General features: G+C 38.7%; 20 protein-coding genes and 4 pseudogenes. 13 read left to right on the top strand and 11 right to left on the bottom strand.

Features of this window, described 5'->3' with window-relative positions; genetic code table 11:
- Positions 1–173 precede the first annotated feature (173 nt).
- Positions 174–740, top strand: a complete 567-nt coding sequence (locus tag ABD915_RS02775; RefSeq protein ID WP_345114852.1) for a hypothetical protein — start codon at positions 174–176, stop codon at positions 738–740.
- Positions 741–789: 49 nt separating this feature from the next.
- On the opposite strand, the gene ABD915_RS02770 is transcribed toward ABD915_RS02775, so the two are convergent.
- Positions 790–1,236 carry a nucleoside deaminase gene (locus ABD915_RS02770; protein ID WP_345114849.1) on the bottom strand — a complete coding sequence of 149 codons (447 nt, stop codon included), beginning with the start codon at positions 1,234–1,236 and terminating at the stop codon, positions 790–792.
- 267 nt (positions 1,237–1,503) lie between these two features.
- Here ABD915_RS02770 and ABD915_RS02765 point away from each other — a divergent pair, with 267 nt between their 5' ends.
- The 9 genes from ABD915_RS02765 (at position 1,504) to lpxK (ending at position 11,956) form a co-directional block, all read left to right on the top strand.
- Positions 1,504–2,907, top strand: a complete 1,404-nt coding sequence (locus ABD915_RS02765) for a pseudouridine synthase (RefSeq protein ID WP_345114846.1) — start codon at positions 1,504–1,506, stop codon at positions 2,905–2,907.
- Positions 2,888–3,451: a 16S rRNA (guanine(966)-N(2))-methyltransferase RsmD gene (gene rsmD, locus ABD915_RS02760; RefSeq protein ID WP_345114843.1), complete on the top strand. Its 564-nt coding sequence runs from the start codon at positions 2,888–2,890 to the stop codon at positions 3,449–3,451. Before ABD915_RS02765 ends, rsmD begins: the two co-directional genes overlap by 20 nt.
- Positions 3,452–3,856: 405 nt before the next feature.
- Complete coding sequence (locus tag ABD915_RS02755) at positions 3,857–4,273, top strand: EVE domain-containing protein (protein WP_345114840.1); 417 nt, start codon at positions 3,857–3,859, stop codon at positions 4,271–4,273.
- A complete protein-coding gene (locus tag ABD915_RS02750; RefSeq protein WP_345114837.1) occupies positions 4,230–4,673 on the top strand; it encodes an SRPBCC family protein in 444 nt (147 codons plus the stop codon). Before ABD915_RS02755 ends, ABD915_RS02750 begins: the two co-directional genes overlap by 44 nt.
- 1,699 nt (positions 4,674–6,372) lie before the next feature.
- Positions 6,373–7,704 (top strand): TldD/PmbA family protein, encoded by a 1,332-nt coding sequence (locus tag ABD915_RS02745; protein ID WP_345114834.1) that lies wholly within the window; start codon positions 6,373–6,375, stop codon positions 7,702–7,704.
- A complete protein-coding gene (locus tag ABD915_RS02740; protein ID WP_345114831.1) occupies positions 7,691–8,494 on the top strand; it encodes a 3'(2'),5'-bisphosphate nucleotidase CysQ in 804 nt (267 codons plus the stop codon). Before ABD915_RS02745 ends, ABD915_RS02740 begins: the two co-directional genes overlap by 14 nt.
- 45 nt (positions 8,495–8,539) lie before the next feature.
- Complete coding sequence (locus tag ABD915_RS02735; RefSeq protein WP_345114828.1) at positions 8,540–8,785, top strand: DUF4170 domain-containing protein; 246 nt, start codon at positions 8,540–8,542, stop codon at positions 8,783–8,785.
- A gap of 830 nt (positions 8,786–9,615) precedes the next feature.
- Complete coding sequence (gene waaA, locus ABD915_RS02730; protein WP_345114825.1) at positions 9,616–10,935, top strand: lipid IV(A) 3-deoxy-D-manno-octulosonic acid transferase; 1,320 nt, start codon at positions 9,616–9,618, stop codon at positions 10,933–10,935.
- On the top strand, positions 10,925–11,956 hold the full coding sequence (gene lpxK / locus ABD915_RS02725; RefSeq protein WP_345114822.1) for a tetraacyldisaccharide 4'-kinase: 1,032 nt from the start codon (positions 10,925–10,927) through the stop codon (positions 11,954–11,956). Before waaA ends, lpxK begins: the two co-directional genes overlap by 11 nt.
- On the opposite strand, the gene ABD915_RS02720 is transcribed toward lpxK, so the two are convergent.
- Both ABD915_RS02720 and mutL read right to left on the bottom strand, forming a co-directional pair.
- Positions 11,953–12,225 (bottom strand): DUF2093 domain-containing protein, encoded by a 273-nt coding sequence (locus tag ABD915_RS02720; protein ID WP_345114819.1) that lies wholly within the window; start codon positions 12,223–12,225, stop codon positions 11,953–11,955. The genes lpxK and ABD915_RS02720 overlap by 4 nt on opposite strands.
- A 119-nt stretch (positions 12,226–12,344) precedes the next feature.
- Positions 12,345–14,180, bottom strand: a complete 1,836-nt coding sequence (mutL, locus tag ABD915_RS02715) for a DNA mismatch repair endonuclease MutL (protein WP_345114816.1) — start codon at positions 14,178–14,180, stop codon at positions 12,345–12,347.
- A 303-nt stretch (positions 14,181–14,483) separates the two neighbouring features.
- Here mutL and ABD915_RS02710 point away from each other — a divergent pair, with 303 nt between their 5' ends.
- Positions 14,484–15,572 (top strand): 2'-deoxycytidine 5'-triphosphate deaminase, encoded by a 1,089-nt coding sequence (locus tag ABD915_RS02710; protein WP_345114813.1) that lies wholly within the window; start codon positions 14,484–14,486, stop codon positions 15,570–15,572.
- A gap of 101 nt (positions 15,573–15,673) precedes the next feature.
- Here ABD915_RS02710 and ABD915_RS02705 read toward each other — a convergent pair.
- From ABD915_RS02705 to ABD915_RS10255, 5 genes and pseudogenes are all read right to left on the bottom strand, one after another.
- Positions 15,674–16,157: pseudogene (locus ABD915_RS02705) on the bottom strand (restriction endonuclease); the annotation flags it as partial.
- 986 nt (positions 16,158–17,143) lie between these two features.
- Positions 17,144–17,374: a DUF3987 domain-containing protein gene (locus tag ABD915_RS02700; protein ID WP_345114811.1), complete on the bottom strand. Its 231-nt coding sequence runs from the start codon at positions 17,372–17,374 to the stop codon at positions 17,144–17,146.
- A pseudogene (locus ABD915_RS02695) lies at positions 17,340–17,840 on the bottom strand (DUF3987 domain-containing protein). The gene ABD915_RS02700 and the pseudogene ABD915_RS02695 overlap by 35 nt, the downstream one beginning before the upstream one ends.
- Before the next feature lie 280 nt (positions 17,841–18,120).
- The gene (locus ABD915_RS02690; protein ID WP_345114808.1) at positions 18,121–18,342 is read right to left on the bottom strand and encodes a toprim domain-containing protein; all 222 of its coding nucleotides are present in this window, start codon (positions 18,340–18,342) and stop codon (positions 18,121–18,123) included.
- 74 nt (positions 18,343–18,416) lie between these two features.
- Complete coding sequence (locus ABD915_RS10255; protein WP_425548177.1) at positions 18,417–18,635, bottom strand: DUF7146 domain-containing protein; 219 nt, start codon at positions 18,633–18,635, stop codon at positions 18,417–18,419.
- A gap of 528 nt (positions 18,636–19,163) precedes the next feature.
- Here ABD915_RS10255 and ABD915_RS02685 point away from each other — a divergent pair.
- On the top strand, positions 19,164–19,577 hold the full coding sequence (locus ABD915_RS02685; protein ID WP_345114805.1) for a hypothetical protein: 414 nt from the start codon (positions 19,164–19,166) through the stop codon (positions 19,575–19,577).
- 218 nt (positions 19,578–19,795) lie between these two features.
- Here the strand turns inward: ABD915_RS02685 and ABD915_RS02680 are convergent.
- Together ABD915_RS02680 and ABD915_RS02675 are read right to left on the bottom strand one after the other, a co-directional pair.
- Positions 19,796–19,996 (bottom strand): annotated as a pseudogene (locus tag ABD915_RS02680) (helix-turn-helix transcriptional regulator).
- A 206-nt stretch (positions 19,997–20,202) separates the two neighbouring features.
- Positions 20,203–21,205, bottom strand: a pseudogene (locus ABD915_RS02675) (tyrosine-type recombinase/integrase).
- Between the two features lie 1,216 nt (positions 21,206–22,421).
- On the opposite strand from ABD915_RS02675, the gene lldD reads away from it, so the two are divergent.
- A complete protein-coding gene (lldD, locus tag ABD915_RS02670) occupies positions 22,422–23,573 on the top strand; it encodes an FMN-dependent L-lactate dehydrogenase LldD (RefSeq protein ID WP_345114802.1) in 1,152 nt (383 codons plus the stop codon).
- Between the two features lie 169 nt (positions 23,574–23,742).
- Here lldD and ABD915_RS02665 read toward each other — a convergent pair whose 3' ends face one another.
- Positions 23,743–24,381, bottom strand: coding sequence for a transketolase family protein (locus ABD915_RS02665; protein ID WP_345114799.1), 639 nt, complete (start codon positions 24,379–24,381; stop codon positions 23,743–23,745).
- Between the last annotated feature and the right edge of the window lie 210 nt (positions 24,382–24,591).

The raw sequence follows: 24,591 nt of genomic DNA, 5'->3' as shown, positions 1-24,591 counted from the left end.
AGATTTTAAATGGCATTTTTCACCTTTGAATTCTGTCATTGATGCGTAGGGTCTTTTATGGTAGAGATGGGTCCCGTTTATTTTGTCTTTGGGGGTAATTTTTTGTATGGGGTTGATCTCCAATAAATCGCGGGAATATCTATCAGCCATATACTTAGAAAAATGGATAAGCAGTGAAAAAACGTGAAGTAAAAATATTTTCAACAAGCATTTTGGGTATGTGCCTTGTCTTAACGGGATGTGGCTCATCTGCTCCTACCTATGGTACAGGTAAACCGGCGTCGTTACAGTTTTTTGAAGATGTCGCTAACATTACCTCTCTAACACCGACAAACAATGCTAGTCAGCTTGTTATGAAACCTCGTCCAAAACTTGTGGTGCCAAGCCTTGGCTCGCGGGTAATTTTACCACTACCTCAACAAGATCTAGCGCAGGATGCCCTACAACATCCTGATAGAAGCAGGGGTCCTGTTTTTCCAAAAAAAGTATCATCTATTGATAGTTCAGAAAATGTTTCACGGTTGAATGCGAAGCAACGGCAGGAATATTTGCGTCGTCAGAGAGCACAAGCTGGAAGTGCGGAGTATCGTCGGTATCTCACTGAGCCGCCTTTAAGTTATCGTCAGCCGGCCAAGACTGCACCTGTTGGTCAGCAGGGTAAAGACGAAGCATTAAAAGAGCGTGAGAGAAAAAGTGCTTCGAAAAAGGCTGCTGGTAAAAAAAGTTGGTGGCCTTTTTAAGGAGACTTAATATTGTTGAAGGTGTTTTGAATAGAAAGAGCAATATTTTTTAACGCCGCTTTTGTGTAAAAAAATCTTTAAGCATCTGAGCAGCTTCTTTTTCCTTAAAACCAGAATAGACTTCAGGTTTGTGATGACAAGTTGGCTGTCGGTAGAGGCGTGGACCATGTTCGATAGCACCACCTTTGGGATCGCTTGTTGCATAATAGAGGCGCCGTATGCGTGCATATGAAATAGCTGTTGCACACATAGCACAAGGTTCAAGCGTTACATAAAGATCGCAATCAGGAAGTCTTTCGCTTTGGAGCGTTTCACAGGCCATACGGATAACACGCATTTCTGCGTGTCCTGTAGGATCATGTGCAGTTTTTGTGTAATTACCAGCGCGTGCAATGATTGTTGCTCCACGGATTATAACTGCTCCCACAGGAACTTCCTCTTTTTTTTCTGCTAATTGCGCTTCTAAAAGAGCTATTTCCATGGGAGTCAAAATCATAGTGCCTTTTCTACTTAAAACCTAAAGAGTCAGAAGACTCTTTGCTTATAGAGAGATGCTTGTAAAGTGGGTAATCTATTATTACGTGCAGAGGATAACATGGCTTTTTAAAGTGTTTAAAAATGAGTTGCAAGTAAATAGGTAGATTATTGCTGTCAAAGGATAGAAAATGCTAAACGATTGTGCTACTCCATCCTTTCAGAATAAGCGATGTAGTGCGTGTGAAAAATTTGCTGAACGTGCTGGAAGAGATTGGTGTGAAAGCAAATGAATGAAAAGAGTGAGAGTGAACGGATTGCCAAAAGATTAGCGCGTGCTGGTGTTGCGTCGCGGCGTGACGCAGAAATGATGATTGTTGCAGGTCGCATTGTTGTTAATGGTAGAGTTGTGACAACGCCTGCTTTTAATGTTACCCGCTCTGATGTTATTACAGTTGATGGTAAACCTTTGTCTCCTATAGAACGGACGCGGTTATGGCTCTATCACAAGCCGGCAGGCCTTGTTACCACTAACCGTGATCCCGAAGGCAGACCGACCGTATTCGACAATTTGCCGAAAGGAATGCCTCGTGTCCTTTCTGTGGGCAGGCTTGACATTAATACAGAAGGGCTTTTGCTATTAACCAATGATGGTGGATTAGCACGTGTATTAGAGCTTCCGTTAACAGGATGGGTACGAAAATATCGGGTTCGTGCTCATGGAAGAATAAAACAAAGCGCACTTGATAAGCTGAAACATGGCATTGCAATTGATGGTATTTTCTATGGTTCGATAGAGGCATCGATTGAACGTGAACAAGGGGCGAATGTATGGCTTTCTGTAGCTTTGCGTGAAGGAAAAAATCGTGAAATAAAAAACATTTTTGGCGCATTAGGATTATCGGTCAATCGTTTAATTCGTGTATCTTATGGTCCATTTCAGTTATCTGACTTAGAAGAAGGGGCAGTTCGTGAGCTAAAAGGTCGGATGTTACGTGAGCAATTGGGGGAGCGTTTGATTATGCAAGCCAATGCAGATTTTGATGCTCCTATTCTTAAGCCATTTTCAAATTCTGCAGTTTTTGCAGAAAAACAAAGTCGTAAAGATTTTTCTGGCGTAAATGATGGCTGGATTTGTTCGAGTGGAAGAGAAGTACAGCGCAGACAACGAGGCGGTTCGTCTGAGCATAGTCGGTCACGGTTGAACACAAAACCTGATGAGAAATTTATGCGCAAAGATAAGAACGAGGGTGAAAAAACAGAGCGTTCTTTGCCACGTTCTCGCCGTTCTAATGTTTGGATGGCTCCTGGTGCACGCCCGCAGAGTACGCGTAAGAAGTCTTTCTATAGTGAGGATAATCCTCATGACCATAAGAGCGGTTCGGTTGGTAAGAGGTCTTTCAATAGAGGTCAGGAAAAGCTACCAGAAGAACAATTGCGAAAAGAGAGGCGTGTGGGATTTGATCAAAAACGGGGCAAAGTATCTTACGGTGAGGCGCGTGTTTCTGGCAAGAATGATCATTTTTCTAGTAAAGCAGGGAAGTTTATGAAAGGCGATCATGATGGGCATTCTTTTGAGAATAAGCAAAAAACGAAATCATTTGGTGGTGCCATGAAAAAATCCAAATCATATGGTGGTGGCGCAAAAACATCAAAGCCATTTGGAGGGCCGCGTGCGGGTCATCGGCGGTAAATTTGCTGGGCGTGTTTTGTTTGCACCTACTGGTCAGTCGATTCGCCCAACGAGTGATCGTACGCGCGAAAGCCTTTTTAATATTCTTGCGAGCCGAGAAGAACAATTTTGGACAGATAAGCGTATTCTTGACCTTTTTGCTGGTACTGGTGCTTTAGGCATTGAGGCACTCTCGCGTGGTGCAAAGGCTGCTGTTTTTGTTGAAAATTCGGTTGAAGGACGCGGATTAATTCAAAAAAATATTGAATCGTTTGAATTGCAAGGAATTGGACGGATTTTGCGTCGTGATGCAACCAAACTTGGTAGTATTGGGACAATGTTTCCATTTGATATCATCTGCGCAGATCCTCCCTACGGCTATTGTTTAGGTGAGCGTGCTTTTGTAGAGGCTCTAAATGGAGGATGGGCAAAATCTGATGCACTTTTTGTTCTTGAAGAAAAGAAAGACACAATTATTCATCTACCTGATGTGTTTTATTTAGATGATGAACGTTTTTATGGTGATACGGCAATACGTTTTTATAAACTGCGATCACAGGTTTGATGTTGAGAAAGTTCTGATTTTTATCCAATAGGATAATTCATTCTGTACAACTTTATTGTACTTCTCTTTTAAAGTGATTTGCTTTGTGAACGTAAATTACGGAACAAGAAACCATAAAAACTTTATCTTTTTATCAAGGGTTTTGCGATCATACCAGATAAAATTATTTTCTCATGTATTGTTATTTTTCGTATCAGACTTTCTAGGTCATATGCGTTAAAGGTATGGCAAGCTTAGAACGAGAGGGTTGGTGGTGATGGAATGTATCGCTTTTAGAATACACTAGAAGGGAGCTTAATATCTTCAACAGTGTACTGTTCTCACCTTTATTTGTTGGATAATTTGAAAGAGATATTTCAGGTATTGTAGAAAAGATTACCTATCTTGTGAAAGAGTGAATATAAAATGAAACATTCGATAGCGGTGATTTCTAGAGCTCATGCGCGGCTTGCAGCTGAATTTGGCTTTCTACAAGTTTGTCACGGCAAAGCTGGAGCACTTCGAAAAACATCTAAGGGAGATGAAGTCTTCATTTACTGCCCGCGGTGCGAAATGCGCGCTGGGAAGGTGCTTCAAACAATAGAATTTCAGTGTATATTTAAAGATAACCATATTTATCAAGTGGAACAAGCACCTCAATTTACACCTTTTCGAAAAGATGTTGTTTTTAATAAACAAGCACAACCTGTTGTTTTAAAAGAGATTCAAGGACTTGAATTTCTTACCAACCCTCATTGGGGAATGTTAGCGCGACAGGGTTTTTTTGAAATTACGGCTTATGATGCGGTTAGAATTCGTGAAGCAATGGGGATTTCTAGCTGAGCAAATTTGGGCCATGTGGGAAGATGTTTCAACATGGCCTTGTTGGGATCATGAACTTGAGTGGGTAGAACTTTCTGGTGCTTTCAAAGCAGGAGCTGTAGGACAAATGAAGCCTAAAAAAGGACCGAAAGTAACTTTTACACTTGATAAAGTTATAAAAAACGTTTGCTTTTCTGATTATGCTAAACTTCCTTTTACACGCATGATTTTTGATCATGAGTATATTGGTTCAACGAAATCTGGTTCTTCCAATAATAAAATTCGTCATACGGTAACAATGTCTGGCTTACTTTCTCCCTTATTTGGAGTCATTATTGGATCAAAAATTAAATTGCATCTTCGTGATGCAATGATGGAAATGAGTCGCCGTGCTCTTACTAAAAATAAAACGCTTCTTTAGTTACGTTCACTTACGAAAAAAACAGATTTTTTCAAAAAGAGACGATGCAAGAATTATAGCCCACATTAGAATGAATGTCTTTGAACTGTTGGTATTGGACAAACCGATTATATTATCCGCGGAGTATTTTGCAACAACTCGTTAAAGTCTAATGAAACTATAATATGGGCTTAATTCTACACTAAAGCTCTTATAGAAATTACTGAATTCTACCTTATCATATAAAGCTTATAAACTATTTCTTTTGCTGGAAATAAGAGAGTTGCAGACTGCTAATTACCGCTGATTATTGTTCTACAGAGGCTTGTAAAGCCAAAAAACGTCTTTTTTTCTGCTTTTAAAGAGTACGATTTAAAAGGTTCTAGATGATAAAATAAGCTAAATAACTATACCATAAAGAGTAACTAACCTACCTCCAATAAATATATTTGTTCAAAAAATGATTGTTTTTTACACGCACAGATGTTTCGTTAATGGCAAATACCTCTATAGAGGTTAAAAATTATGGACTATGATTTTCCCCAAATGAGTTGGGTGAAGCTCTAATTTGCAAATTGAATTGAGGAAGAGAGAAATAATATTTGAGACTCTTCTAAAAGTTTCAATTCACTATTGTCCATTTATTGCAACACGTTGATTTATAATTGATCATTTTCGGATTAAATCAGCCCCCCTGAATATTGTAAGATTCTCTCATTTCAATCCCCCTTATGTTTGAATCAATAACAACCATTCTCTTGCACGTCACAAGGGGAAAAAACATTTATGGAAGGAGTGAATATATCTCTTATGAGCCATTACAATGCAAGAGTTGTCGCAGCATTGAGCGCTGGTAAATATAAAAATATAATAATGGCGCTATCTTATGACAGCATAGCACTATGCACTATCATTTCAGTAAAAGGCTAAGGGAAAACGGATCAATTTTAAAATCAAGATTTTTCCAGTCCTCTCGGGTTTGTGTTTCGAGAAGAGGCAGTTGATCAGGCTTAATAACAAAGCGGATAATTCACTATGATGCACAAAAAGAGACAATATCTTATCGTTTATACCTAGTAGCATCAAGAAAGAATGCCGCAATCGCGACTTATTTTCGACAGTCATAAAAGAAAGAATTGGCGATGGCATTATTCATACCCATTTGGAGCTAAAAAACTTATGGCTGCTGATTTTGGTAAAATCATAACGCAAGAAGATATTTTTTATTCTGTCTAAGATTTATTTCATTCACAAGGTTTTTGTTCGTGATAAGAGAGTTCGCAAAAGCAAAGGAGTGTTCCATAGAGAGAGAAGCATTTTCTCATGCTTACTTGCAAATTAGAGAATGCTAATTGGGCAGACTAACATGAAAATTGGTTTAGCGCTCAGTAGCAGATGAACAGGAAGTTTAGGTCATTCTTTGGTTGTTTGAGCACTTGAAAAATTGGGCTTAAAGCTAGTATCACTGCATAATCTTCTATTGATCCGATTGTACATGCGGATTGAGTTTGTGGAATAACAAAAGCGAATTAAAAAGGTTGAAGCCAAAAAATGCAACATATTGTGTTTTTTTAAAAAGAAGTTAAAAGAGAAAATTCTCGCCTCATTAAAAGAACAGAGTGCATGAATGGTGCATAATTTTTATTAATGAGCATATGAGATGTGACATCTTTGCCAAATTGTTTATCAATGTAAATGATTAATATTTGAGGGAGCTATAATGACTGACAAAAGCCAGATTGATAAAGCCACTTTGTTGATTGAATCGGCGAAGCGTTCTGGAGCAGATGCTGCTGATGCTGTTATTATTCGTGCGCATTCTACCAGTGTATCGGTTCGTTTAGGAAAAGTTGAATCGACAGAAGCTTCAGAGAGCGATGATTTTGCATTGAGGGTTTTTGTTGGCAAGAAAGTAGCGAGTGTTTCTGCTAATTTAGCGGCTTATCCGCAGGAACTAGCAGAACGTGCTGTTGCGATGGCTAAAGCTTCCCCAGACAGTTTATTTGAAGGTTTGGCAGAGAAAGAGTATTTAGCTACGAATCCTAAAGATCTTGATCTTTTTGATAATTTTGTTCCGGACAGTCATTTTTTAACAGAAGATGCTTTAAAAATGGAAGCGGCGGCTCTTGATGTTAAAGGGGTAAGCAACTCTGGTGGAGCTGCGACAACTTATGGCCGTAGTGGATTTGTTCTTGTTACAAGCGGTGGTTTTTGTGGGGCTTATCGCTCTAGTTATTTTTCACGTTCTTGTAGTGCTCTTTCTGGTGAGGGGACTGCGATGGAGCGGGATTATGATTATACCACAGCCTTACATTTTTCTGATTTGGAAGCTGCAGAAAATGTGGGAAGAAATGCGGGGGTAAGGGCGGTTAGACGTTTGGGAGCGGTTCGTGCTGCTACTGGGAGTGTTGATGTTATTTTTGACACGCGTACGGCTCGTGGAGTCGCTGGGCATATTGCATCTATGGTGAATGGAGCATCCGTGGCGCGCAAAACGAGTCTTTTACAAAATCTTTTGGGAAAAGCGGTGATGAAACCGGATGTTAATGTGACAGATCAACCTTTGCGATTGCGTGGGAATGCTTCTCGTCCTTTTGATGGAGAGGGAGTCGAGGGGCAAACATTAAATATTATAGAAAATGGTATCTTAAAAAACTGGCTTCTTTCCTCATCTTCAGCGCGTGAACTGGGTCTTAAAACCAATGGTCACGGTGTGCGTTCGGGGTCGTTAGTTCAGCCGGCGAGTACAAATTTTGCTATTGAACCGGGTTTGGTATCGCCTCATGATATGATAAAAAGTTTGCGGAGTGGTTTTTATGTTACAGAATTATTTGGGCACGGCATTGATTTTATTACTGGACAATATAGTCGTGGCGCTTCCGGTTTTTGGATTGAAAATGGCGAAATTGCTTATCCGGTGAGTGAAGTAACGCTAGGTTCTGATTTGCTTCATATGTTAGCACATTTAACACCTGCGAGCGATATTGATCGACGTTATGGTACAGCTGCTCCGACATTGTTAATTGAAGGGATGACACTTGCAGGAAAATAATACCCATCATTCTTCTGATCTCAATCTTTTGCTTGATGTTTGTCGAGAGGCGGGGGATTTAGCAATGAAGTATTTTGGATGTGAATTGGATGTTTGGATCAAAGATGGCAATTCACCAGTCAGTGAGGCGGATTTTGCAGTTGATCACTTTTTAAAGGAAAAGCTTCTTGGAGCACGCCCAGATTATGGATGGATTTCAGAGGAAACAAGAGATAATCGCGGGCAACGAGTTTATGAACGTTATTTCGTGGTTGACCCTATTGATGGGACTCGTGGTTTTCTTTCTGGCAGTATCTATTGGTGTGTTTCGATTGCTATTATTGAGAATGGGCGTCCTATCGTAGGTGTTTTGCAGTGTCCGGCTCAGGGGGATGTTTATGCAGCTGTTACGGGTAGAGGGGCAACATTAAACGGCATAGAACTTCCTCTTTTGGCGCCTCAGGTTAATCGAAAATATAAAGTTTCACTTGATAAATCATTAGCTCAAAAATTGCCGGATGATTTTTGTAATCAGGTTATTTTTTACCAATACATTCCCTCTCTCGCTTATCGTATTGTTCTTGTTGCTCAAGATGAGATCGATATCGTGTTGGTTCGTCCGAATTGTCATGAATGGGATATTGCCGCTGCTGATCTTATTTTGCAGGAATGCGGGGGATGTTTTCTATCACTTGATGCGCCTTTTATATCGTATGGGATTGAACCTTATCAATATGGACTGTTAATTGCTGGTAAAAATAATTGCTGTCAAAATATGATAGATGTTGTTCGTCAAGCAAAGTTAGTTTAATCACATACAAGCGCGCTAAAATCTCTGAATGATATGGAGGCACACATGATTGAAACCAATGAAAAAAAACAATACTTACATCTTGTATTTGGTGGGGAATTGAAAAATCTTAGTAGTAATCAGTTTAAGAATCCCAATGATTTAGATGTTGTTGGTATTTTTCCAGATTACCAATCAGCGCAAGAAGCATGGCAGGCGAAAGCGCAAAGCAGTGTAGATAACGCATTACAACGTTATTATATCATAGATTTGCATAAGCTTCTTGATCTTGAAATGGGTGCTACAGAGTAAAATTGGAATATTCGATTGTTATTTTCTTGGTTTATGCGAGTGTAGCGAGATTGAATTCTCTCAATTTAATATCAGGATGAGTGAAATAATTCAGAAAAAGAAGCAGTGCGCTTTAAAGTGCTTTTGGTAAGAGAAGCATTCAACGATAAAGACATGGTTTGCACAGTTTTTTGTATGGGTGGATTATCTGGATTTTGTTTATTGGATAAATCCACGATTGAGAAGCTTAGATAATGTTGCGAAGGCACAGAGCATTTATAATCAATTTATGATCATTTTTTTGCATGAGTGGCATATCATCAGACCTTTTTTCGTTCTCAAAGTGAAGAAGTTGTTCCCATGTTTTCTCATTCTGCTAATCTAGGAATAAATCCGTAATTTGCAAAAAAGTGAGGGTTTAAATTTTTGTGTGTGGTTTGTAGGGACGAGATGAAACGCATGATGTGAATAAAAATAATGGAGAAGGCTGCTATTAACTAAAAGGCTTTCAAGTCTGAGAAAATATAATTATGATTGTGGATATTTCATAGGGAAAAACGTATAAAATAAGAAAGGAATTATTTTATTCGCTAAATTATTGACTTGCTCTATCATATTTTATGTACATGCATTTTTATGGGGAGAGTTTCTTGAAAAAATATGGAATAAAACTGTGATTTTTTTCTTTTGGGATATCAAATTGATCTCAGAGGTGAGGAATTTTTTGTCGCCCAAAATGCAAAGAGTGTTTCATGAGAAAAAATAAATACAATGGATAGAACAGAGTTGATGAATTGTTTAACAAAAGAAGCTTATAAATGTCTCAAAACAGGCAACAGGGGTGATTTTCAATGTCGGAACTAAAGGCACGGGCAGCTCTTTTAATCTATCGAATGATTGGTTTTTGCTTACGTCCTGTGATCCCTTTTTATTTGTTTTTACGTGCTGTCCGTGGAAAAGAAGAGCGTAGTCGCCAAAAAGAACGTCTAGGTAAAAGCCATAAAGCACGTCCTCCAAGTCCATTAATTTGGTTACACGCAGCAAGTGTTGGAGAAACACTTGCTCTTGTTCCGCTCATTAATTATATTTTATCATTGAAAATCAATATATTACTCACAACCTGCACTGTAACATCTTCTTCGCTTGTGAAAAAGCATTTTGGGAGTCGGTTAATCCATCAATATGCTCCGTTGGATTTAGACTTGGCAGTACACCGTTTTATCAGCCATTGGAAGCCTGATTTAGCACTGATTTGTGAATCGGAAATTTGGCCTTTACGTATTAGAGAACTTGCCAGAATGCGTATTCCGCAGATTTTAGTTAATGCGCATATGTCTGAACGTTCTTTTAAAGCTTGGCAGAAACGGCATGTTCTTGCGAGACATATTTTTAAGCATATTGATCTGGCTATTGCTCAGAACGAAAGGGATTTAGCTTATTTCCATGCGCTTGGGGTAAAATCTGTTGTGCTTTCTGGCAATCTGAAGGCTGATGTTTTTCTGGTTGAAGATAAAACAGTGTTTGCGCGTTATCGTGATGCTATTGGTAACCGTCCAGTTTGGGCAGCTGTTTCAACCCATGAAGGGGAAGAGCAAATTGCTTTTGAGGTTCATAAGATTCTTAAAAATTATTTGCCAGATTTATTGACAATCATTGTGCCTCGTCATCCTGAACGTTTAGAAGATCTTATCAAAAAATGTGACAATGATTTGTGTTTTATTCGTAGAAGTAAAAATGCTGTTCCAGATGCGAAAACAGATATTTTGTGGGGAGATACGATTGGCGAAATGGGACTTTTTCTTCGTTTATCGAAGGTTGCTTTCCTTGGGAAGTCGTTATGTGGACAAGGTGGACACAATCCATTGGAGTTGGCTTTGCTAGGTTCAGCTATTTTAACGGGACCGCATGTCTCAAATTTCCAAGAAATGTTTGAACAATTTTTAAAGCGTGATGCAGCATGTATGGTTCAAGATACAAAGCAGCTTGCTACTCAGGTTTATAGGCTTTTAACAAATGAAGCATTACGGCAAGAAATGGTTGATAAGGCTCATGAAGTAGCGACAGGTATGGCAGGAGCACTCGAGCGCACACTAAAAGTTCTTGATCCATTTTTGCAACCTCTTGTAATACAGACAAGTTTAAGCCAGCATCGAGGTAGATATGCGTATTAGCGCACCTCATTTTTGGTGGAAAGAGAGAAGCTTTTTACGTTTTTTATTTGCTCCAGTTTCGTGGGGTTATGGTTATTTTTCTCGTTGCCGTATGGCAAGACGACCGCTTATTATTGATCTTCCGGTTTTATGTATTGGCAATTTTACATTGGGCGGTGCCGGAAAAACGCCTGTTGTCATTGCTTTTGCGCAAATAGCTAAAGAGCTTGGTTTTGTGCCGGGCGTTGTATCGCGTGGTTATGGTGGGGCGGTTAAGGGGGTCCATCTTGTGAATGAGAAATGTGATAATGCGCGCGATGTTGGTGATGAGGCACTTTTACTAGCGAGGCATGCTTTTGTTGCTATATCACCAGACCGTTATGCAGCGGCACAACAACTCAAGCAAGAAGGATGTAATCTCATTTTAATGGATGACGGATTTCAAAGCCGTCGTCTTTACATGGATTATGCGTTGCTCGTTGTCGATGCAATGCGTGGTTTGGGTAACGAAGCTGTTTTTCCAGCAGGGCCTTTGCGTGTACCCTTAAAAACACAGTTTTCTTTGATGGACAGTGTTTTATTGATTGGGCATTCGGATGCGTGTGATAAGATTGCCTTTCTTGTTACACGGACTGGAAAAGCTTTGCATCATGCACACCTTAAATCACTAGCATCTGATGAGGTTGCAGGAAAATCATTTTTGGCATTTGCAGGCATTGGCAATCCAGATAAATTTTTTCAATCCATTAAAGAACTCTCTGGTTATGTTGTGCAAGCTTACTCTTATCCTGACCACTATTTTTTTACTGATACTGATTTAAAAAATCTTGCACAAAAGGCTAAAATGCAAAACTTATGGTTGGCTACAACGGCTAAGGATTACGTCCGCATACAGACAAGTAGCGTGCAAAAAGATTTAAAAAATCTTGTTATCTTTGATGTCAACATCGATTTTGCTCAAAAAGATTTTTGTCGTAAGATCCTTAAGGAGGTTATGACACGTTTTAGAGAACGCACTCCTCTCTTTAAGATGCAATCTTAAAAGCAAATCTTGGGCTTTATCAGTTCTAATTGGTTATTTTTCTGCATTTTTAGCAATTGGCTGAGGTACGGATTGCATTCGAGCTCGCGATGATAGGAAATTTCACAATTAGCATATGCTTCTTGGCGATGATGATTCCAATATTGTAAATCGTCTATTGGGATTTTTTGTCCACTAACAGCACAAAGAGTATACGTTCCATATTCTACAATTTTATATCCATTATTGGAATAATGAATTTTTGCTTCGCGTTCATCATTGGAAAACATTCTTTATACTCCCTTTCTATTTTTATGAGAGATAATATAAGTAAAGTGCCATAAGGTGTATTATAAAGTCGAGAATAAATTAAAAAAATATTTTTTTTGCCAAACTAGTACGGGGTGACTTATTTTCTACCAAAAAGCCTTTCTATATCAGCCAATTTGAGTTCAATATAAGTAGGACGACCGTGGTTACATGTACCTGTATTGGGTGTTGCTTCTATTTGTCGTAACAGTGCATTCATTTCTTCAGGGTGTAAAAGACGTCCAGACCGTATTGAGCCATGACAAGCCATCGTTGCTGCAACATAATCAAGCATTGCTTTGAGATTATCTGTTGTATCATATTCAGCAGCTTCGTCTGCGAGATCTTTAATGAGGGCTTGTACGTTGACTTCTCCTAACATGGAGGGGGTTTCACGCACAACGATTGCACCAGGTCCAAATGGTTCTATTCCCAAGCCAAATTTCTGCAAAGCATCTTTATGCATTAAAAGACATGTTGCGTCTTCTTCAGAGAGTTCTACAATTTCAGGGATAAGCAATAATTGTGAAGGAAGCGGTTTAGAATAAAGCGCATTCTTGAGTGCTTCATAAACCAATCGTTCGTGAGCGGCATGCTGATCGACAATGATCAAACTATCTTGGGTTTGAGCAATAATGTAGTTTTTATGGATTTGTGCTCTAGCAGCTCCTAAGGGATAAGATAATTCTTCTGTTGATGATGTAGTACTTGCGGTGCGTACATCAGCGCTGGGTGTATTTAGGCACTCCATAAGTGGCGTGCTTTCTTCTCTTAAATTAAATGAGCTCGTAGCGTCTAATGGTTGATGAACCATTGATCCAGATGCAAGATGATGGTGCTGTGATTTGTAAGAAAAAGGACGGTGTGTACTTTTAAAAGTTTCCAACGGTTGTGTTTTAAATGCAGCCAGCATTGCTTCAGAACCTGTTGAAGTAGGGCGAATTCCAGTTTGATGCAAGGCTTCACGGATGGCCCCAATGATTAAGCCGCGGATTAAGCTTGGATCACGGAATCGAACATCAGCTTTTGCGGGGTGTACATTGACGTCCACATCAGCAGGCGGCAAATCAATGAAAAGAATGGATACGGGATGGCGATCTCGAGCCATGACATCGGCATAAGCTCCTCGAATTGCACCCCAGAGTAATTTATCGCGCACTGGACGCCCATTAACATAAGCAAATTGATGAAGGCTATTGCTACGGTTAAAAGATGGCAAGCAAGCAAATCCGGTTAAGCGAACAGCCTCGCGCTCAGCATCAAGTGTGATGCTGTTGGGAGCGAATTCTTTTCCCATGATCTGCGTAATACGTTGTAATTGTCCTTGGGTATTATTTTCCGTGGCAGGTAATTCTAGGGAAGTCCGGTCTGGTCCAGAAAGAGAAAAACGGATATGTGGAAATGCGATAGCAATTCGTTTAATCATATCGGTGATAGCATTCGTTTCAGCACGATCGGTTTTCATAAATTTTAGCCGTGCTGGTGTAACAAAGAAGAGGTCACGAACTTCAACGATAGTACCAAGATTGGCAGCAGCTGGTTTGGGTCCTACAATTTTTCCTGCTGTGACAGTAATTTCAGCAGCATTCTCAGCATCTTGCGTTCGTGAAGTTAGTTTAAGTTTAGCAACAGAACCAATAGAGGGTAAAGCTTCTCCTCTAAACCCTAGGAAGCAGATATTGTGTACGTCATCCGTAATTTTTGATGTACAATGGCGAGAAACCGCTAAAGTTAACTGATCTGAAGGAATACCACAGCCATTATCACTCACCTTTATAAAATTTTTCCCCCCGTTGGCTGTAACGATTTCAATACGGGTTGCACCAGCGTCAATAGCGTTTTCAATCAGTTCTTTGACAACATTTGCCGGCCGTTCAATAACTTCACCGGCGGCAATCTGATTAATAATATTTTCGCTGAGATGGCGTATGATCATGATAAATTCTAGCAGAATTTTTGCGGACTCTAAAGAAACTTCGAATTATGATAACATCATTTACACAACATTCAAGGATGAGAGAATGTGAAGGTATAATTCTCAAAAGTTGTATTTATTTTCAAAGAATGTTTTATCAAGCACTGTTTCATTGTTTGTGAGATTCCATTATTGATTATGAAAGCAAATTGACTGGAAAGATCAGAGGGTAATAATTTTTATCATCTTAAAACAGTTTGCATCAACCAATTATCTGGGTGACCAAATAACTAAAGTCTAAAGTAAAGAGGAAGGCAAGATCATATGGTACGTGTGAGCGGTATTTTGGCAGATAGTGATATACAGGCTTTAATTGACAATGGTGTTCTTAAGGCTCTTTGGCCATTTGATGCAACCCAAATACAACCTGCAAGTCTTGATCTGCGTTTAGGGGAGAAAGCCTATCGTATCCGTGCTTCTTTCATGCCGGGATCTGATGCAAAAGTTTTAGATAAGCTCGAACGGTTAAAGTTGCACGAATTTGATTTGCGGGATGGGGCAGTTTTAGAAACGGGTTGTGTTTATATTGTTCCTCTTTTGGAAAGTTTGGCTTTACCAGAAATTTTATCTGCTATTGCGAATCCAAAAAGTTCTACAGGACGATTAGATATTTTTACGCGTGTGATTACGGATAATGCACAGGAGTTTGATAAAGTTTGTGCAGGTTATCATGGTCCACTTTATCTTGAAATTAGTCCACGTACATTTCCAATTTTAGTACGCACCGGTTCGCATTTATCTCAACTTCGGTTTCGCAGAGGGCAAAGTTACTTAAATGAAATTGAGCTATATGCTTTGCATAAGGACGAAACACTTATATCGGATGATTTTCCTAATATTAGCGATGGTGGTATTGGGCTTTCTATTAATTTGAAAGGAAACGAAAACGGGTTTGTAGGGTATCGTGGTAAACGTCATACAAGTGTTATTGATATTGATAAGCGTGCTGTTGCTGACGTTTTAGATTTTTGGGAACCTCTTTTTGACCGTGGTCAAAGAGAATTGGTGCTTGATCCTAATGAGTTTTACATTTTAGTCTCTCGAGAAGCTGTTCATGTTCCTCCGCTTTATGCAGCTGAAATGACGCCTTTTGACCCCTTAGTTGGTGAGTTTAGGGTGCACTATGCAGGTTTTTTTGATCCGGGATTTGGGCATATGGAGGCGGGTGGAAAAGGGGCAAAGGCAGTTTTGGAGGTACGCAGCCATGAAGTTCCCTTTATTTTGGAGCATGGGCAAATTATTGGTCGTTTAGTGTATGAGCACATGCTTAATCGACCTTTAGCACTTTATGGGCACGATGTTGGCTCACATTATCAAGCGCAGGGATTAAAATTATCTAAGCATTTTAAGTGAGTTTAAAACGCAGATTTTGATAAAGTGTGTGGAAAGTGTCTGCATAGTAAAGCAAGAGAAGATGCCAGAAACAAAACACGTTTGTCTTGACCAGCTATTTATTTTTCTATCTTAAGCTGGTAAAGATTTTCCTCGTTCTACAAGCTATAATAAGTTTGCTACGGTCTGCTTTTTAACCTTCACAAACATTTCTAATAGCTGCTTCCTGACGCGTTAAAGGGAGCTTCTTCTTTAAGGACAGCCTCTCTTTTCGATTCAAAAGTTTCCTCATCTATTTCAACTGTTTTTCAGATCAAAAAGATTAATCCGTTGAATGAAGATTTCTTGTCTTTTACAGGTATGAGAAACATTATCACTCCACTCTGTTTCGGTGCTATCGACAAGAATACGACGGGTGAAAATCTTTTTCCCAGAGGCAGCAATAAAGCTATCAATATCTTCTTTTTTAATGCAGTGAGAGGCTTCATAGCACTTACATTGAATAGCAGCATAACCTCCTTCATCACGGATTTTAGCGACCAAATCAATGCTGATATCACGCCCATCTTTCCCGTGCTCTTGTGCCCGCTCGTCATAGCTCTTTATTAACAGCAAAAGAGTGGAATTTGCTGTTCATTTTATGCATTGATAAAGACAAATTCAATATGTGCTTTAAAATATCAAAAAGAGTATTTTGATAGGTTTTAATCACTCACTTTATAGAAGGAGGTTATGACACCTTCAAAAACTTCAAAACCCCTCAAAACATATTTCATGGGTTGTATTTATATGTTGTATTGTCAATACAGATTGTTTTTAAAGAATTTGAAAAATCTTAACATATTTGAAATATATTGATTTTTATTTTTTTACTGAAAAAAATTAAAAGAGGGTGAAAAAAGCACCTCCAAAATCTCCAAACCCCTTAAAACTAATGGTTTAATGCTTTATAAGAACTTAGAATTCGTTCATTGTTTTGTTGTGTTATTTTTCACTAAAGGATGCCATTCATAGCGTATCGTAGGTCGATCTCCTTTTTGATTATTATTTTCAGAGATTTCACAAATATGATTGGAACGGCATAAAAGCTCTAAAGCTTGCTTGACAGCTTTGTTGTCTTTTAAATGAGCTCAACACCGTCTATTATAGATATCCCTTGCCGTAAAAATATCTTGTAGACAATCACAACGCTCTACAATCAAATTTGCACGTTCTTCTACCAGTGTATCCCCAGCGGCATAAAGATGTTTCGCATGACTTAATAGATAGTTTGATCAGCGCAATGCCATGGAAAGAGAGGAGTAAAGTGATTTCAAAACGCCCGCCTTTGACAAGTTCAAAAATCAAAGCAAGGGTTGCTATAGTTTTGGGCATCTTTAAAACATGCGATTCTCAAGCCCTTGAAACGATTTTCTCTGCTTTTGCTTGTGTAAAAATCTTTCCATCCATTCACGAAACCTCTCTTGCGCATAGGCAGAAAAAGCCATCACAATCGGGTGATCAGGAGAGCCTAACGGTTTATCATAAAGGGAATGGAAAACTGTTTCATAAGCTTCTTTTGCATCATGATTTGGAGATCTGTTTATCCATTTCTACTCTTTTGTATCCTCCAGCCACACCGTTATTTGGAAACGCTGGATTAAATCATCATCATTTTTATGAGAAAGAGTACCATGGATAAGAGAAGCAATGCGTGAAGGTTGGATTGTTCCAATGTTAGATAAAGTTGCATTTTCAATATGAAGGGTACCCCATCTTATCCGATCATAAATAAATTCCCCATCCCCATTAAAAGTTTCTAAATAAAAAGCACGGTCTTTCATAGTCTTTGTTTTCCATTTTTGCGAAAAATCCAGCAAATTCATCACGAACCAGTAATAAGCCACGCGGATTTTCTTGTAATAATTCGCCAAGCTTTTCTATCGTTGCATCATTGATAATAAGACGCGGCATTGAAGTTTTACGGTTTTCCTTTTTATCCTTGTCCATGGTCTTCGCTAAAAAGGCACGTGCTGCTTCATAATCGCCATTTTTGAAAGCTTTTTCTGTTTTTTGTTTTCTTCTTTTTTACGCAAAATCTCGAAAGCATCATGAACTTTCGTTTGTTTTTTTGTGTTGTTGCCAATTTTTACGCCTTTCCTTTTGAAGTGTATAAAGTGGAGCAAGTGCCGCGCGCATGGCAGGTGTTTTTAGTGCAGAAGGGTTTTCAATAAGGGGGCCCCCAGGATTAGGGACAATTTGCCAATCATCATGCTGTTTTGAAGCAATACGAACCTCATTGCCAATCATGGCAGCTAAACCACATAAAGTAGAGACAGCAATAAAATCGAGAGAGGATTATTGGCAATCGGCAACGTCATAAATATAGCGACTTAAGGTTAAAGGCATTTGTGCAGGGTGAAAAGGCTCGACCGGTAACAGAGCAGCACTGATTGGCTGTATTTCCCCCCAACCGTTTTGTTGCTACTACTTCATAAGGAATGGCTTTTAAACAAGCATTTTCGTTTAAAGAGCACTTAATCGTTATCATTTACAGTGTTATGGGCTAAATCAGCCTTCTTATCTTGTTTCATATTGCTCTCCTTTGAGAATATAAAAAATCATTAAAGTCTCTTCCTTTAGGTGCTTGCATCATAGAGACATCAAAGCCGTGTTTGTATGCACGCGTTGCTAGGGTAAAACCTGCTTTACAACCAGCTTCATCTCCATCCATTGCAATGGTGAGACGTGTTTTGGTATTAATATTGGAAAATTCACGCGCATCATGCCACTGGTTGAAAGGGATACCCACAAACTCACAGGCTTTGGTAACAAACCAGATAGCAGAGCCAGACCGGTTTCAACGCCCTCACAAATAACAAGATGCTATCCATTGGCTTGACTTAAATGCACCGCACCGCCTACCACAGAATCTAACATGGTCTTTGCTGGGGATAGATCTATTTTGCATCCATTGGCTTTTGAAAAGATCCTATGGATTGCAAAGGAGTAGGCGCCCTTAACCAGAGCAACCAACGCGGGTAGTGTAATCCCTAAAGGGTGCGGACATTTGTTATGAAAGGCGAAAATCGGGAGGCAAGACACAAGTGGTATTCCGCAATGCGTAAATAAGCTTCTACTAAGGTATTTTTGATTGATTGGCTTTGGTTCCAAATCTTTGCTCTCTCTGCTTTCTGTTTTGCTTGTTTGAGATCAGAACAAAACTGTTTTGAGAAAGAGAGCCTATGATCATATACTTTATAAACAAAAGCTTGTGACTGATAAGACCTATTTTTGTAAGTGCTTGTATGATTTCTCTAAAAGGACAGCCAGCATATCAATAAAGCAACCGACGCCTATCATTAGAAAGAGATAGACTAGGCAATCGATCATCATGGGCTGGACAACGGGCAATTCCATAATGCCCATATCAAATACAACGCAAGGCATAAGCAATGCTTTGAGCATTTTCGAAGTAAGATAACATTTTCCATTCTATGGTATTGCATCACAGGATGGATTTTCCTATATAACCGTCGGCAATATCCATATTTGTTTTTGAAGTGAAAACCTAAGATGTAAAAAAGTATATGAATTATCTCATAGTATGAAAAGTTATTTATAGAGAATAAAATGAAGAAAATTTTAAAATTATTGAGCGGAATAGCTTTGTTCGTTATATCTGGGTGTTTTGAAGATCAGCCTCCTCGAACGGCTGTAGATGTATGGAAAAAGTCTGGTGCAGATAAGCTTGAGATAAAAAAAGCGTTGTTGGAATGTGGAACGACCTTTTCTGATGATTTTTCAGAAAGCGAATCGATCATCCGTGAAAGGCTTAATATGGATGCATCTGTTGATGCTTGTATGATCCAAGCGGGATTTCATCATGAATTTGGAGAGCCTAATTGGTGTGAGGATGAGAAGTATAAAGCTTATAATCTTCCCATTTGTCAACCTGATGCTGTTATTCCTCAGCGAAGTGTTGAGAGACGCTTAAATAGTCCTTATTGTAAAGAGAATAAAGCTCAACCGGAATGCCAACCTTAAGTGTCGTTGCTGATAATTAATAACAATATCCCTATCTTTGCGTTCGTTTAGAATGGTGGAATTGTTTCTCAATCTTTCATAAAAATACTGTCTGTGAAGCAATATGACGTAGGGAAAATGCACTTTGTAATCCTGTAATATTGCGTCACAGGAAAGGTTTTGCTATTGTTCGATTGCAATTTCGGAAAGCCTTGTCCGTATTTATATGACAAGGTTTTTTATGCAGCATCACTTTGACGTTGGTTTTTAGCTTTTTCAATTATATTTATCAAATCCGATTGTAATCAGCGCGATCAAAGACAAAATTTCAAGGGTTTTGGTAAAGAGACATTGGTCACATGACGGCGGAAAGTTGAAACACTTATATAAAGCAATTTTGCATTTTCACAGTCTGTAAGAAGAATATCATTTTCTGTCATTATAAAATTCTTTCAATAATAAAAAATGGAAACAAATCATAAGCATTTATTAACCATATTTTTGAATCATTAAAAAGTAACTTTATTAATAAAAATAGTCAATTACCATATATTTTCTCATTTAACACTTTAGGAGTTTTATAGAGACTGTATGAGAAAAGAGAGAGGAAGTTATCCACAGATAATGGGGTATTACACCCCATATCTTAAGATTGACCGGTGACATAAGCTGCCCATTTATCCATATAGACACGGCGCTGTTCTAAATAGTCAGTACGACGATAAGCGCGCTCTACTTGTCCTCCTACCGCATGACTTAGAATTGTTTCAGCAACCTCATAGGGGGCATCGGTTGTTTCAGCGAGCCAATCGCCTAAACTAGAACGAAATCCATGCGGGCAGGCTTCAAGTTTATTTTTTCTCATATACGCAGCCATCATCGAATGTGAAAGAGGACCACGACCTCTAGCAGAGAAAAAGAAATCATTACGAGAAAGCAGGCGCGCTTGTTTTAAGATTTCTAATGCCTCTGATGATAAGGGAACGCGAAATTCTGTTGTAGCATCGCGTTGTCCTTTCATATTCTCAGCAGGGATTGTCCATATATCTCCATCAATCTGATCTTTATGAATATGACGCAAAGGATATGTACGAACCCCTATAAGGATAAGTAAACGTAAAGCCAGTTGTGTTATGATTGATGTTTGGCAAAGTGTTTTGTAAAAATCCGGCACATCCCTCCAATCCATAGCTGGTAAGTTTTGCGTTTTATGGCGTTGTTTTCTAAAAGAGCTTTCATTTTCGCCATTGCCTGTAGATCAACATCCAATTCCAACCTAGCAGCATGTTTGAGACAAAGATTAAGGCGAATAAGAGCTCTATTCGTTGTTGCAGCTGCTAGATAGGGGCAAGCGTATTGCGTATATCGGTTTGGATAATTTCTGAAACGAGGAGGCAGCTTAATTTGGCAAGAATATAAAGCCGTAACGGTGAAAACCACTTCCTATCTTTAGCATCATTCTTTAATTCAGCTACTTTCAAAAGTGTCCAAAGTAATGTCTTTTAAATAATGGAGATTACGCATTATCTCATGTTTTTGTTTCTTATGTTCTTTAATGTGAGCACGCCCCTCATACAAAACAGAATGCCACCCAGTTGCAGATTCACGGGCTTTTTTTTAGAGACATCTCGCAATGCTTCTAAGCCCATCTCACGACGCCGCCCGTGAATGGTATAACGGTAAATCCATCGAGCACCACCATCTTTACGTTTATGGAGTAACAAGCCGGCACCATCATACTATTTGCCAGCTCCCAATGTTGCTACAGCCCTTGCATTAAGGCAGTTCATAAGAGCCATTTTTATTCCTTTCTTATACAATTTTTACCCACACGCCAGCCCCGCTTGTGATGTGCAAGCGAATGATTTTGATTGATTCAACGTAACGAGATTTGAAATGAGAGAATCTTAGGATATTTGAGTCTCTCATTTAATATGCAAAATAATAAATTATTATTATAAATAAATATATTATTACTTAAAAGGAAAGCTTAGTATTCTTACAAATACGATACACCATTAGTTTGTTACTTTTTCAAACTGAATATATGAGATTGGTTGCCACTACGCGTTCGATTCCTGAGAATTTAAATAACAACATCGTACATTTTATTTTGTATAAAATGTCACTAAAGAAAAATATACAAGCTTTCAAATACAATACATTAACAGTTTTTTCAAAAAAACTGCAGTGCTTTTCAATTGATATTGTCCATAATTCTTTTTTAAGGTATCTCATTTCTGATTCAAATGTCATGTTGATGATCTTATTGAATCAATTCTTGTTGCGTATAAAGTAATTTATAGTATGACCAACATTGCTCAAAAAAGTGAAAATTTTTCTGTTGAGGCAACTAATATTTAAAATCCGAATTGTTAGCAATAAATATACGAGATTTTGAATGTCAATATGAGAAAATTGTCAGATGCATTTAACAGTTTGATTTAGCTCTATTAATAGCTTTTTTGTTTTTATAAAAGGGGGGATATGGTTGGTTGTATATTCTTGCAGATTGTAATGTGATACCTCTTTATAGAGATGGAATTGCTTTGAAATTGAAATGAATAACTAAAGTGATACCTTTTGGGAGGGCATCAATCATAACGGGGTATAAGACCTCACTTAGATACACGTGAAGTATGGGATTATATATTATTTATTAAGGCTTTGCATTTACCAAGTTTTTAATTTTGGAAAGAGAAATAAAAACGTTGTTTCTATCTGTTATTTTTTTTAAGTTGCAATCTCTGTTGTCTGCATTTACTGAGCGGAGTGTTCTTTTGGAACATTTAATAAGAAACGGCGGGCTAGGGCTTATTGATTTTAGGGTGTTTTTTCTTTTCATTGAGGAACAATGGTGCCATAATGATTATTTGCTCAACATGTGATTATCGCAAAGCAGCAAAACGTCGGCTTCCCCCTTTTCTTTTTCATTATATTGATGGTGGGGCTTATGCTGAGGAAACCTTGCAGCGCAATTGTACAGATCTTCAAGCACTTGCACTGCGTCAAAGGATTCTAAGGCAGGTTGGTGAAGTTGATCTTTCAACCCAGCTTTTTGATCAAACACTTGATTTGCCAATTGTGCTTGCACCAGTTGGGTTAACTGGTATGTATGCGCGTCGTGGTGAGGTAAAGGCCGCGCGTGCGGCAGTTTCAAAAGGCATTCCTTTTACATTATCTTCGGTTTCAGTTTGTTCTATTGCAGAAGTGCAAGAAGCGGTTGGAAATGCATTTTGGTTTCAACTTTATGTTCTCAAGGATCGTGGGTTCATGCGTGATGTATTAGAGCGGTCGTGGTTAGCTGGTGTGCGTACATTGGTTTTTACAGTTGACATGCCGGTTCCTGGTGCGCGTTATCGTGATGCGCATTCAGGGATGTCAGGGCCTTATGCTGGATTGCGCCGGATTTTACAAGCTTTTCTCCATCCGCATTGGGCTTGGAATGTTGGTATTATGGGGCGTCCGCATGATCTTGGAAATGTTTCTACTTATCTTCAAAAGAAGATAACATTGGAAGACTATGTTGGTTGGCTTGGGGCAAATTTTGATCCCTCAATTGGTTGGTCTGATCTGCAATGGATTCGAGATTTTTGGAAGGGAAAAATGGTTCTGAAGGGTATTCTCGATCCACAAGATGCGCGAGAAGCGGTGCAATTTGGTGCTGATGGTATTGTTGTCTCCAATCATGGTGGGCGGCAACTTGATGGTGTATTATCAACTGCACGAGCACTGCCGGCAATTGTGGAGGCGGTAAAGGGTAATTTGACCATTTTAGTTGATTCTGGTATTCGTTCTGGGCTTGATGTTGTACGCATGATAGCACAAGGTGCGGATGCCGTTATGATTGGTCGTGCTTTTGTATATGCACTTGCAGCAGCGGGTGAGAAAGGTGTTGCTCATCTTCTTGATCTTTTTGCTAATGAAATGCGGGTGGCTATGACATTGACTGGGGTGCACGCAATTAAAGAAATTACACGCGAGAGTTTAGCAAGTACAGATGCTCTTATTCAATGAAGGAGATGTATCTGTACTTACTTATCCCTTTGAAAAAAGAATCTTGTTTATTGAATATGGAAAGAGTGTGATTTCATGTGTTTGTATGTTTTATCTTTGTTAGATTCTCAATGATTTGTAATGCTTTTAGTTGATGTACATTAGAATGTAGTCTGCTATTCTTTGTATATTACTGCATTGCTAACACGGTTTTCGTTATACCATCTCTACTGATTCCATAATTTGCTAAAACGTCTAATTGGCTTCCATTGCAAATTGGCTCGTCCGGTATTCCTAGTGATACAAATCTGCATGCAATGCTACGTTCCATAAGCAATTTTGCAACTGCATCTCCAAGTCCCCCATTTATGCTATGTTCTTCACAGACAACAACAGATCGGTGGTATTGGCATAGCTTTAGTACAGATGCATCATCTAAAGGTCGTATTGTTGGTACACTGACAACTGTTGGCATAACTTCATATTTTTGGAGTTCTTCAGCGGAATCGAGACAAATCTGGACGATTTCTCCGGTTGCAAGCAAGAGAATATCTTTTCCCTCTCTTATCACAGAAGCTTTACGAATATCGATTTTTGAAGCATCACTATGAATATTTGTAACAGCATGCTTTCCTAAACGTATATAAGCAGGCATAGGATTATTTAGAGTATAAAGAATTGCAGCTTCTGTTTCTTTATTATCAGCAGGAGCCATGACATGTATATTAGGAATAGCGCGAAGCGAAGCAAAATCAGAAATGGCATGATGCGTCGCCCCGAGTGGTCCATAGCTAATACCAGCACTAATACCAATCAATCGGACAGACAATGTAAGATATAATATCAAAAAACACAATAAAATCAATACGTTATGTGAAATTATTTTATATGAATCCACTTAAGAATCCATACTTTTATACGTGATTCATTTGACCATTTTTTATATAAGATTGCCATGTATGAATAGACCATAAAAAGCCAATCATGATGCAAATGTTATAACGCATGTGTCATTCAAATGAAATGAAAAGCAGCTATC

The organism is Bartonella jaculi (genome assembly GCF_039543045.1).
GTDB lineage: Bacteria > Pseudomonadota > Alphaproteobacteria > Rhizobiales > Rhizobiaceae > Bartonella > Bartonella jaculi.
Note: the sequence above shows the minus strand (reverse complement) of the source record. Positions and strands in the feature narration are given on the sequence as shown.